Origin of the sequence: Pseudomonas cuatrocienegasensis (genome assembly GCF_900110925.1) — a bacterium.
Classification (GTDB): Bacteria; Pseudomonadota; Gammaproteobacteria; order Pseudomonadales; family Pseudomonadaceae; genus Aquipseudomonas; species Aquipseudomonas cuatrocienegasensis.
Genome location: NZ_FOFP01000016.1, coordinates 116,578 through 128,287 on the forward strand (window position 1 = coordinate 116,578; position 11,710 = coordinate 128,287).

Annotated in this window: 10 protein-coding genes; 5 read left to right on the top strand and 5 right to left on the bottom strand. The window is 60.4% G+C overall.

Features of this window, described 5'->3' with window-relative positions:
- The first annotated feature begins 117 nt into the window (after positions 1-117).
- The 4 genes from BMW49_RS19550 to BMW49_RS19565 are packed head-to-tail and all read left to right on the top strand — an operon-like array spanning position 118 to position 5,978.
- Entirely contained in the window at positions 118-1,644 is a 1,527-nt protein-coding gene (locus BMW49_RS19550) for a TolC family protein (protein WP_069518414.1), read from the top strand.
- A gap of 24 nt (positions 1,645-1,668) precedes the next feature.
- The gene (locus BMW49_RS19555; protein ID WP_069518412.1) at positions 1,669-2,451 is read left to right on the top strand and encodes an efflux RND transporter periplasmic adaptor subunit; all 783 of its coding nucleotides are present in this window, start codon (positions 1,669-1,671) and stop codon (positions 2,449-2,451) included.
- Complete coding sequence (locus tag BMW49_RS19560; RefSeq protein WP_069518410.1) at positions 2,451-3,797, top strand: efflux RND transporter periplasmic adaptor subunit; 1,347 nt, start codon at positions 2,451-2,453, stop codon at positions 3,795-3,797. The genes BMW49_RS19555 and BMW49_RS19560 overlap by 1 nt, the downstream gene beginning before the upstream one ends.
- Positions 3,798-3,800: 3 nt before the next feature.
- Entirely contained in the window at positions 3,801-5,978 is a 2,178-nt protein-coding gene (locus BMW49_RS19565; protein ID WP_069518408.1) for a biotin/lipoyl-binding protein, read from the top strand.
- 444 nt (positions 5,979-6,422) lie between these two features.
- Here BMW49_RS19565 and BMW49_RS19570 read toward each other — a convergent pair whose 3' ends face one another.
- Genes BMW49_RS19570 through BMW49_RS19580 form a run of 3 tightly spaced genes read right to left on the bottom strand, consistent with a single transcriptional unit; the run spans position 6,423 to position 8,407 of the window.
- Entirely contained in the window at positions 6,423-6,815 is a 393-nt protein-coding gene (locus BMW49_RS19570; protein ID WP_069518406.1) for a nuclear transport factor 2 family protein, read from the bottom strand.
- A gap of 4 nt (positions 6,816-6,819) precedes the next feature.
- Complete coding sequence (locus BMW49_RS19575) at positions 6,820-7,716, bottom strand: MBL fold metallo-hydrolase (protein WP_069518404.1); 897 nt, start codon at positions 7,714-7,716, stop codon at positions 6,820-6,822.
- A gap of 52 nt (positions 7,717-7,768) precedes the next feature.
- Positions 7,769-8,407 carry a DsbA family protein gene (locus BMW49_RS19580; RefSeq protein WP_069518402.1) on the bottom strand — a complete coding sequence of 213 codons (639 nt, stop codon included), beginning with the start codon at positions 8,405-8,407 and terminating at the stop codon, positions 7,769-7,771.
- A 78-nt stretch (positions 8,408-8,485) separates the two neighbouring features.
- Here BMW49_RS19580 and BMW49_RS19585 point away from each other — a divergent pair, with 78 nt between their 5' ends.
- A complete protein-coding gene (locus tag BMW49_RS19585; RefSeq protein ID WP_069518651.1) occupies positions 8,486-9,433 on the top strand; it encodes a LysR family transcriptional regulator in 948 nt (315 codons plus the stop codon).
- 60 nt (positions 9,434-9,493) lie between these two features.
- Here BMW49_RS19585 and BMW49_RS19590 read toward each other — a convergent pair whose 3' ends face one another.
- Entirely contained in the window at positions 9,494-11,089 is a 1,596-nt protein-coding gene (locus BMW49_RS19590; RefSeq protein WP_069518400.1) for a phytoene desaturase family protein, read from the bottom strand.
- 56 nt (positions 11,090-11,145) lie between these two features.
- Positions 11,146-11,710, bottom strand: a 565-nt coding sequence (locus BMW49_RS19595) for an aldehyde dehydrogenase family protein (protein WP_139205708.1), incomplete at its 5' end; no start/stop codon positions are given.

The window sequence follows — 11,710 nt, forward strand, 5'->3', positions numbered from 1 at the left end:
CAACGGGAACAGACTCTAGTTATTGCTGTGCGGATGGAGATTGTTGCGCATGGGCAACCTGCGCAAATTAGGTATCAATGGGGGGAAGACGGTTTGCCATACACTACGGAAAGTTTAATGAAAAAAACGGGGCGCTTCAGTGCAGGGCTGGCAGTCATTGCGGGGACATTGGTCTTGTCCGCTTGCGCAGTCACGCCCGAGCAGCTCACGCAAAAGGAAAATAATGATCGGGTCAGCGTTGACCTGAATCGACTTTTTGCCAAGCAGGAAGTGATCAATGGCCCGCTTACCCTCGAAGAAGCGATAGCGCGTGCCTTGAAATACAACCTCGATCATCGCCTCAAAATAATGGAAGAGGCGGTGGCCATGGGGCAGTTGGATGTTGCCAATGTCAGCCTTTTGCCCAATGTGGTGGCGCAGGCCGGTTGGTCAACCCGCAACAATGCAGACACCACCTACAACGAAGACCAAACCGCGACCTCAACCAGCTCGGATCGCAGGGTGCGCGACAATGACCTGTCAGTGAGCTGGAACGTTCTGGATTTCGCCATCGGTTACATGCGCGCCAACCAGCAGGCTGATCTAGCGCTTATTGTGGCTGAGCGTCGTCGCCAGGTGATTCACAATGTTGTCAATGACACCCGCAGCGCCTACTGGCGCGCGGCGGCGGCCGAACGTGCGCTGAAGCAATTTGAGCCTGTGTTGGGTCGGGTGCGCGGTGCGCTGGCCCGCGCCGAAACCCAAGTGGAGGAGCGCGTCGGTACACCGCTTGATGCGCTTTCCTATCAGCAGGACTTGTTGTTGACCCTGCGCGAGCTTGAAACCCGCCGTCGCCAACTTGTCGAAGCGCGCACTGAACTTGCGGTATTGATGAATATTCATCCTGACAGCGAGTTCACCGTTCAGGCGGCGCTGGATACGGGCCGCACGCTTCCGGAATTGGCGATGGATGGCGAAGCGCTGGAGCTGGAAGCCTTGCGCAACCGTTCGGAGTTGCGTTCCGAGGCGTATCAATTACGCATCAATCAGCGTGACTCCAAAATTGCCATTCTGCAAATGGTGCCAGGTCTGAACTTTACAGCCGGGATCAATCACACGTCTGACAGCTACAAAGTCAATTCCAAATGGTATGACGGCTCGATGAATCTGTCCTGGAACCTGATGCAGGTCATGCGCGCTCCGGCCACTATGAAACTGGCCGACAGCCAGATTGAATTGTCTGAAATACGGCGTCTGGCCTTGTCAATGGCGGTGATCAGCCAGGTCAATATTGCCCGGCTGCGGTTTGCCCATGCCCGTTCCGACTATGAGCTGTCTGGGCAGATTGCCGAGGTACAGGATCAGATTTTTGAGCGTGTTTCGGCCAGCAACGCCGCCAATACAGTGGGCGAAGCCCAGGCCATCCGTGCCGAGGTTCGCGCACTGCTGTCCAATCTGCAGCACGATATGGCCTATGCCGACCTGCAGGCGTCCTACGGACGGTTGTTTGCCAGCATAGGCGCGGATCCGCTGCCTGGCGATGTCGCCGATGACAGCCTTGCAAGTCTGTCTGCGGCAATTGGCGGTGTGTTGGTGCGTTGGGATAAGGGGGAATACGATGCCCCAGCCCTGGTGGCCGACCTTAGCCAACCCGTGACCCCTTGATCTGCACCGGAGCGATGAAACCTGATGCCGGGTGCTAAACAACAATGCAGTAAGTGGGGGTTCGGGTCTTGGGTAGTTGCGCTGCTGTTAGGGGGGACGGGTTCAGATTACGCCCTTTCGCAGAATGCTGAAGGCAGCGAGCTGCAAGCCCGTGCGCTGGTCACCACCCGCGACTACGCCATTCTGTCGAGTGAAGTGACCGCCCGTATCGCTGAAATGCCCAGGCGTCCCGGTGAGAAATTCGCCAAAGGTGACACGCTGGCGGTCTTTGACTGTGCGGCCTACCGGGCGCAGCGCGCTTCGGCGGCCGCTGATGTCCGGCAGGCTGGCGCGCAGTATGAGGCGCAAAAACGCTTGGCGGAATTACGCACGGTTGGCGAACTTGATGTGACTATCGCCCAGGCAGTATTTGATAAGGCCCGTGCCGAGTTGCAGCTGCAGGACTTCCATCTCAGCCGCTGTAAGATCAATGCCCCTTACGACGGGGTTGTGGTGGAGTGGATCGGCCAGCCCCATCAAACGGCCAACCCCGGCGATAAGGTGATTGAACTGGTCGGAATGGGCGGCCTGGAGCTGGAGCTGATTGTGCCGTCGCCTTCCTTGGCGTGGCTGAAGCCCGGCACTGCGGTACGCGCCCGGATTGATGAAACCGGATTGGATATCAGCGCACGGATTGACCGTATCGGTGCGCGGATTGATCCAGTCAGTCAATCCGTCAGGGTGTATGCCGTGATCCTTGACGGCCAACAACAGCTTTTGCCTGGCATGAGCGGTACGGCCCTGATCCAAAACGCATCGAACCTGTAATGGCTACACTTCCTCGTCCTTCTGCCAGCACCCTGCTTTTGGGGATCGAGCGCACCCTGCGTCATGCGCCCGATTTAACCTCATTTCGCTTTGCTGCCGTATCCGAGCCCCGGCGACTGATTGCGCATAAGCAGGCTATTTTGTTTGAGCGTTCGGGTCGCCACGCCTTGCGTACAGCTGCGGTGTCGAATGTGGCGTCGATTGACCGCAATTCGCCCTATCTTCTGTATGTCGAGCGCATGCTATCGGCCCTCGACAAGGCCGATGGCCTAACCAAGGCGAGGCCTCTTACACGGGGCGATATGCCGGCTAATTTCACCACGGAATGGCCGGAGTTCCTGCCGGCGCACCTGTTCTGGCAGCCGCTTTTCACCACGGATGGCACACCTCTGGGCGGCTTGCTGTTAGTCCGCGCCAGCGAGTGGTTGGAGGCGGAAGCGGTATTGCTCGATCAACTGGCCGATGCAATGGGCCACGCGTGGCAGGCATTACGCACCACGCGGCAAAAGTCAGCCTCTGCAGTTAAACCGGTTTCCCGTCGCGGCTTGGTTATTGGTGGCGTGCTGGTGATAGTGGCAGCACTGTTCATTCCGGTCCCGCAAAGTGTGATTGCTCCGGCTGATGTAATCCCGCGCGAGGCATTCCCAGTGTCGGCGCCGATTCGTGGGGTGATCGACGATATCCTTGTGCGGCCCAACGCTGAAGTACGCCAGGGTGATGTACTGTTCACCTTTGAGGATGCCGAACTGCGCGCCAATCATGAGGTTGCCTTGCGCGCCGTGGATGAGGCTAGCGCTGAGCTGCGCCGTGTGTCCCAGCAGGCGTTTGGTGATACCAAAGGCCGCGCCGAAGTGGCCTTGATGCAAGCCCGATTGGCGCTGCGCCAAGAGCAGGCGGCTTACAGCAGTTATCAACTGTCGCAAGTGCAGGTCGTCGCGCCGCAAGACGGGATCGCGATCTTCAGCGACGCCAATCGCTGGCGCGGCCGCCCGGTTTCGGTGGGCGAGCAGGTGATGCTGGTGGCGCGGCCGCAAGATGCGGAAATTGCCATTTTCATTCCGGTGTCTGATGCCATCAACCTGCGTCCTGGGGCCGATGTGCAACTGTTTCTCGACGTCGATCCGTTGCGCTCCTTTTCGGCAACCCTGGAGTTGGCCTCCTATCAACCGATGGAGAGCGCCGAAGGCATTATGGCTTACCGGGCTGTGGCGCAATTTACTGATCCGCAAGGTCCGCCGCGTATCGGCTTGAAGGGGTCGGCGCGGGTCTCCGGGGACTCGGTGCCGCTGGTGCTGTTTTTGTTCCGGCGCCCGCTGTCGGCACTGCGCCAAATGATCGGGGTTTAGGCTATGTCTGGATCGGCAACAGCCGAGCATGCAGCGGATGACCTGGAGTTGCCGCCACTGCGCGAGGATTTGCGGCTGCTGCCGGCGGAACACGACGAATATGGATCGCCGTGCTGGACCATTCATGACCCGGTGCGCAACCGCTATTACCGCATCGGGTTTGCCGCCTTTGAGCTGTTGCGCCGCTGGTCGCTGCGCAAGGCCTCCACCTTACTTGCGCAAACCCGCGCGGAAACCATACTGGAGCCGGATCGGGAACAGGTACAGGGGCTGATCAAGTTTCTGCATTCCAACGGTTTATTGCGACGCCAAGGCGATGAGGCGATTGCCGAGTTTTCCCGAATCGCCCAAGCCGGCAAACCGCCTTTTCTGAAATGGTTGGTGCACAACTATCTGTTTGTCCGTGTGCCGCTGGTCCGCCCGGACCGCTTTTTGCGAGCCACCCAGGGGATTGCAGACTTTATTGCCTCGCGCCCCGTGCAGCTGCTGATCCTGCTGCTGGGGCTTACCGGGATTTTAATGACGCTCAGGCAATGGGACAGGTTTCTCGCCACGTTCATGGGCTTCGCCAATTGGCAAGGCATGCTGTGGATCGGCCTCACCCTGATCGCCACGAAAATTCTCCACGAGCTGGGGCACGCCTACACAGTCGCCCGCTATGGCGGCCGGGTGCCGACCATGGGAGTGGCTTTTCTGGTCATGTATCCGGTGCTCTATACCGATACCTCGGATGCGTGGCGTCTGACCCGCCGCGATCAGAAGTTGCGGATTGCTGCGGCAGGTATTCGGGTCGAGTTGGCCCTGGCATTGCTGGCGACCTTTTTCTGGCACCTGGCGCCGCCTGGGCCGTTGCAAAGCACCTTGTTCCTCTTGGCAAGTGCAACTTGGATCACCACGCTGCTGATAAACCTCAGTCCGTTTTTGCGCTTTGACGGCTACTACTTGCTGTCCGATTACCTGCGCGTGCCCAACCTGCAAGATCGCTCCTTTGCGATGGCGCGCTGGTGGTTGCGGGAAAAACTATTCGGGCTTGGTGAGACTGCGCCCGAACCCATGGCGTTACCGCGCAGACGCCTTCTGGTGACCTTTGCCATTGCGGTGTGGATTTACCGGTTTTTTCTTTTCTTGGGCATTGCCCTGTTGGTCTACCACCTGTTTTTCAAGGTGCTGGGCATTATCTTGTTTGTTGTGGAAATCCTCTGGTTCATCGTGCTGCCGGTAACCAAAGAACTGAAAGTCTGGTGGCAGGTCCGCCAACAGGCCCGTGTAACGCCTTTGGGCGTGACGGCATTGCTGCTGGCGGGCGGGTTGGTGGTGCTGCTATTCGTGCCCTGGCGGGCGTCGGTTGAAGCCGCCGCCGTGATGCAGGCCAGTGCCGAGGCTGAAATCATCAGCCCGGCCGAAGGTCAGGTTGTCGATATTCAGGTCAAGGAGGGCGATCAGGTGACGGCGGGGCAGGTGCTCTTGACCCTGTACGCGCCGGAGCTGAGTGCGCGCATTGCCGTGCAGACACTGGAACTGGCAGAGGCGCGCATTCTGTTGGTCCAGGCGCAAGGCAGTCACGATGCCTTGCAGCAACATGAGATAGCCACGCGCCTGCAGGAAGTCTTACGCCTTGAGGCCGGTCTTGAGTTGTTGCGCATCCGCCAGGCGCAATTGGTGCTGCGCGCACCCCTGGCCGGGACGGTGCGCGATGTGGCTTACAGTGTCCGCGCCGGCAGTTGGCTGGCGGAAAAAACCGCGCTGCTGCGGGTGGTCGAAGAGCAGGCGCCGCGGCGTATTCTTGGCTACGTCTCCCAGCGCGATATCGCCCGCCTGGAGCCCTCGGCGCGTGCGCGCTTTTACCCCGAGCAAATCACCTTGCCGGAGATGGCGGTCGATCTGCAAAGCCTTGACGCCTTTAGTGCGCCGGTCATTGAAGCGCCATCGCTTGCGGCAGCCCATGGCGGACCTCTTGCCGCCCGCCTCAATGAACAAGGCGATATGCTGCCGATGGACGCGGTTTTTCGGGTTGCGGGTGTTGTTGCGCCGCCGACTAACCCCCCGCTAGAGGCTCAAGGCAACGCTCCCATCACCATGCTGCTGCGTGGCACGCTGGCAATCGACGCGCCGCCAGTGAGCCTGGCAGGGCGTCTGTATGAAGTCGTCGCCGCGACCTTCATTCGCGAGCTGAATTTTTAGGCCCATCGCATTTTTCCGGAGAAGGCGGCCTTGATTTTCAGGAAGAAGAATTCATTTTGCGCGGTCGCGTGAACGAATTTTTAACCCAAAATCGCAGCGCTTAGGGCGATCGAGCCATTATGTTTCTAGTCGACCTTTAATTTATGCGCACAATATCTGTAGGATTTCTTGGGCAAAATTTGGGCAAAAGTGAGGCCGCCTTGGGCCTTTCTAGACCGTTAAGGAATTCCTTCTCCTAGGATCTCTGCGGCCGGCAGCGGTATACAAAGTTTACTACTAGCGTTCAAGATCGTTATCCTCTCGCCATATCGAGAAATATTAAGCCCCTGAAATGTTTAACCATTTCAGGGGCTTTTTGATTTCTGGTCGCAAAAGCTGCGCGGAGTCTGGCCCCGAATACCGCGCCTCAACACACGTTGGAGGTTGAGGCGACAGGTTTATTCTTCAGGCCTGCATCGCCTGTCGCACGATCGCGCTGTCGACATACTGTTCCATGCTGACGATCTTGCCGCCCTCAAGGCGGTACAGGTGCGCGAAGGTGGCGCTCATGGCTTTGCCGGTGGCCCGGTAGGTACCGGAATACACACCAAAGGCCGCGACCCGGTCACCATCGGCGAGGTAGGTGTGGACCGTGGCGCGGTAGTCCAGCCATTCGCTTGCCAATCGGCTAAACACCTTGGCGACAATTTCGTCCGGCCCGGTGTAGGTGCCCGCATACGGAAAGCCCGCCGCTTCGGTCCAGGTGGCTGTAGGCGCCAGAGCCGCAAGCAGGTGCTTGCCGTTGTCCGCGGAGGCGCCTTCATAGGTCGCGCGGATGATGTCTAGATTAGTTTTCATCGGGTTACCCCCACTCCATTTCGCCTTTGGCCACTTTGGCACCGATTTGCAGGGCAACGCCCATGCCGGCATCCGGGTAGCGCGCAGTCATCGCGGCGATCAGCGCGGCGCTGTCCGCTGCTTTGCCCAGCTCCTCCTCGAACGCCAGGAGGTAGTCGCGGGTGTAGCGGATGGCTGAGGCGTCGGTCACCGTGGCAGGCTTCATGTGGCCGGGTACGACCACGGACGCGTTACGGCTGAGCATGGCCTCCAGGTTACGGACCCAGGCTGCGCGACCTTCCGCGCCGGCGGTGTCGGCGGTCCAGACGTGCACATCGGCGAACACCAGGACGCCGCCGACAATGGCCTTCAGCGACGGCACCCACAGGTAGCGACGGTTGGCCAGGTCTGTGGCGTTGACGATCTCGATGGCATGCTCTTCCAGCGAGAGCGTCGGGCCGTCGAATGCCTCGGGCATGACGATGTCTGCCAGGGTCTGTGGGCCGTTCTCTTTCAGTTGCGGGCCCCAGGTTGCCAGTTTCTTTGCCACGTTGCCCTGGATGGCGGTCAAGGTAGCGGTCGCGGCGATCACCCGCGCGTCGGGGAATGCGGCCTTGATCGGGCCCAGGCCGAAGTAGTAGTCAGGGTCGCTCTGGCTGATGTAGATGGTGGTCAGCTGTTTACCGCTGCCCTTGATGGCTTCGGCAATGGCCTGGCCGTCGGACAGGGTAAAGCCGGCATCGATCAGCACGGCTTCACGGGCCCCCGAGAGCAGTACCGGCGCGCGGAAGAAACCGTTCTCGCCGGCGGGGAAATGCCGCCAGCTCAGCCCGCTACCGGCCGCCCAAGCGCCTTTGCTCAGAACGGCGGCTGCGGCACCGAGCGTGGCGGCAGCCTTGATGACAGTGCGACGTGTGGTCATGGAAGTTCTCCTGCTGCGCTGACAGCGCAATTAACAGTGGGTATGGGTAACTTTAGGCGGCTGCGAGCTGCTCGATAAGCGCCGCTGGGTTGGCAAACAAGGCGCTGCTATTGAGCACGGAGCGTTGCCCGGCGGATTCGAGAAGCAGTGTGGGCACGCCGCGGGCAGCAAAGGCCTGAAGCAACTCCTGCGCTTGCCTTGTGCGCGCCTTGTTGAGGCTGACAAGCGCAGGCTCTGGATGGGCCAACAATGCGGCGGCGTCGCTCAAGCCGAGCGCGTGCAGAATGGCAACGAGTGAGGCGGCTGAGGTGACATCGCGGCCCTCCACGTAGCGCGCCAACTGGATCGCCTTGAGCGCGTCGTATTCCCGCGCCGGGGCCGTCGCTGCCACAGCGCTAAGCGCCAGGGTGGCCGGGCCGCTGTCGAAGCGTTGCTGACGATCAGCCAGCACCAAGCGGCGGTAAGCCTCACTGAAATCCTGCCCCGTCTGGGTGGCGATACGCTGGTCGTTGGACCAGGCGAAGTTGGCGAAATCAGCGTCCATCGCGCGGGCACCCTGGCCGGCAAACAAGCCTGTCGGCAGCAGTTCGAGGGTCAGGCCGGCCACGCCTTGCAACTTGGCAAGCGCAGGCATGGCGCCGTAGCACCAGCCACACAGTGGGTCGTACAAATATTGCAGGGTCTTGCTCATCGGGATGCCTCCGTTTCTTGAGGCTTAGATTAGGCGCTGCTTATTGACTATTAAATACACACGCGATATATGCAGAGTATGTTAAAGACATACAATCAGAACGAAACGGGCCTGGGCACTTTCAGCAACCTGCGGCGCCTCACCTACTTCGCCACCGTGGTGGAAACCGGCTCCTTTACGGCGGCAGCCGAGCGCCTGGGCATTACCAAAGCCGTGGTCAGCCAGCAGGTGGCGCGGCTGGAGCGGGAGTTCAAAACCTCTCTTTTGGTGCGCACCACACGCAGCGTGCGCACCACTGAGGTGGGCCAGGCGTTTTATCTGCGTTGCGCGCGGATCTTGCGTGAGGCGGAGGAGGCGTTCGATGAGCTGGGCGATGCGTCTCAGGAGCCGACGGGCACTTTACGCCTCACCGCGCCGTTCGATTATGGTGTCGGCGTCGTGGTCCCGGCGATTGCCGCCTTCACCCAGCGTTACCCGGGGTGCAAGGTCGATGCGGTGTTCAGCGATCAGACGCTGGATATGATGTCGGGCAATATCGAGCTCGCCATTCGCGTGGGGTGGCTGGCGGAGACCGGCCAGCAGGCGCGCAAGATCGGCGCCTTCCAGCAACTGCTGGTGGCCGCGCCGAGCCTGGTAGCCCAGGTGGCAGGCTTCGCGCAGCCACAGGAAATTGGCAAACTGCCGTTCGTGGCTAATACGGCGTTGCGCGAGCACCTGCGCTGGACTTTTTCGCGTGGCGAACACGAGCGGCAGACCGTCACCCTGCAGGCCTCGATCTTTCTCGATGCCACGCTCGCTGTACGTGAGGCCGTGTGCCAAGGGGCGGGCTTGTCGGTGTTGCCGGACTACGTGATTGCCGACGACCTGGCCAATGGCCGTCTGATCCAGGTACTGCCGCAGTGGCGCCTGCCCAGCGGCGGTATCCATGCGGTGTTCCCGGCGGCGCGCTTTCGCCCGGCGAAGGTCCGTGCCTTCGTCGAGCTGCTGGCGAATAGTGAGCAACAGCGGCAAACCGTTACGCGCTAAGCGCAGTGACTTGTCCGCAGGTGCCTTGAGGACGGATCGGCTAACCCGCCAGCGCTATGCTCATGACATCCTGATATGCGTCATCAGGTCTTTGCCGACTACCGCCGAGGCGCAGAGCACACCGCCGACCAAGGCGCCTATTACGCCATCGGTGGCCAGGTCCTGGCCGGTGAGGTATAGGCCTTTGATAGGGGTTCGTGCCCGCAGCCATTTCTGCTGGAAGCGCTGCGGCGTCGACTCGATGCCCATAAAGCCGCCGCGTTCGCGTTTGGCAAAGGTCTCATAGCTCAGGGGCGTGGACACTTCGACGTAGTCCAGCGCCGCGCGGGCTTGTGGCACGTGTTTGAAGAGCTCTTCCAGGAGGCGCTCGCGGATGATTTCTTTACGCACCAGGTAGTCATCGCCACGCTTCATCCAGCGACTGCCGGCCCATTGAGCATAATGGGCGTAGTCAGTGTAGGCGTACATTTCGACGGTGGCTTTATTGGGGAATTCTCGATCCCAGGAAGCATCTTTGGTGGACGGGAAGGTGATAAAGGTCCAGGGGAAGGGCGCGTTGAAGTCCTTGCGGTGCGCGTCCAGGTTGGCCTGCAGGTCATTGCTTGGGTGGGACCAGATATTCGCCGGGGTGAAGCCCAAGGCTTCTGCCGATTGGTTGAAACCGATGTTGATGCCGACCACGGCGTAGGTGTCGGTGACGGTTTCCAGCAGGTTATCGAGGCCGGCCTGGCGGCTGACCGGCGCCGGCAACAGGCGCGCAAAGGTGTTCTGGATGCCGGCGTTACTGATGATCACCGGGCAGCGGATTTCTTCGCCCGAGCTTAGGCGCACACCCGTGGCCACCCCGCCCTCAACCACAATCTCGCTGACTTCGGCGCTGTGCAGCAGTACGCCGCCGGCCTGCTCGATGATCGGCGCCATCAGTTTGGAGAACGCCATGCCGCCGCCCACCGGGTAATGGGCGCCGTTCATGTAATGCTTGGCGAGCATGCAGTGCATGGCAAAGGAGCTGCGCGTTGGCTCCAGGCTATAGTCGCCCCAGTTGGCGCAGATCACGGCGATCAGTTGCGGGTCGCTGATCAGCTCGGACAGCACGTCGAGGGTCAGGCGGTCGGAGTAGCTGTGGAAGGTGCTGCACATGCTGTCATAAGCGACCTCGGCGGCCTCGGGTGACATGGTTTTCTGGGCAAAATAGCCGACCGAACTCTTGGCCACTTTGCCAATCAGGGCCATGTATTGATCAATGCCGTGCGCTTCGTGGGGGAAGTGTTCTTTGAGCAGATTGCTATAGGCTTCGGCGCCGGCCGGGATGTCGTATTGTTTGCCACCAATGACCATGCGGTTATAGATCTGCGGCATGGGTTTCCACTCAAGACCGCCGCCGGTGACGTAGTTGAACAGTTTCCAGCCCGCGGACTGGGTCGAAGCTACTTCGCCGATGTAGTGCATGCCGACGGTCCAGCGGTAGCCTTTGCGCGTGTAAGCCTGGGTCATGCCGCCAATCACGTTGTGCTGTTCGAGCAGCAGCACGCGCTTGTTTTCCTGGGCCAGGAGGGAGGCCGCGCTGAGGCCGCCCATGCCGGAGCCGATGATGATGGCGTCAAATTCGCCCGAAATGCCTACGGCTTTGCGATAGGCGGTGCCGACGGTTTCCATAAGAGTTCTCCCGCTAGTTTTTTGTGGTTATGGCTGCGTGCTGGTGGATGTCTGGCTTAGAAGAACCCCTGGGGGTTGATGTCGTAGCTGACCAAGAGGTTTTTCGTCTGCTGGTAGTGGTCAAGCATCATCTTGTGGTTCTCACGGCCAAAGCCGGACTTCTTGTAGCCCCCGAAAGCTGAGTGTGCCGGGTACAGGTGGTAGCAGTTGGTCCATACGCGCCCGGCTTTGATCGCCCGGCCCATGCGGTAGGCGCGGTTGATGTCGCGGGTCCACAAGCCGGCGCCGAGGCCGAACTCGGTGTCGTTGGCGATCGCCAGGGCTTCGGCTTCGTCCTTGAAGGTGGTGATGCCGACCACCGGGCCGAAGATCTCTTCCTGGAACACGCGCATCTTGTTGTTGCCCTTGAGCAGGGTCGGCTGGATGTAATAGCCGCTGGCCAGGTCGCCTTGCAGGCGCTCGGCCGCGCCGCCGGTGAGCAGCTCGGCGCCTTCCTGCTGGGCGATTTCCAGGTAGCTGAGGATCTTGTCGTACTGCTGCTCGGAGGCCTGGGCGCCGACCATGGTTTCGGTGTCCAGCGGGTTGCCGCGTTTGATCACCTTGATCTTCTTCATCACCTCG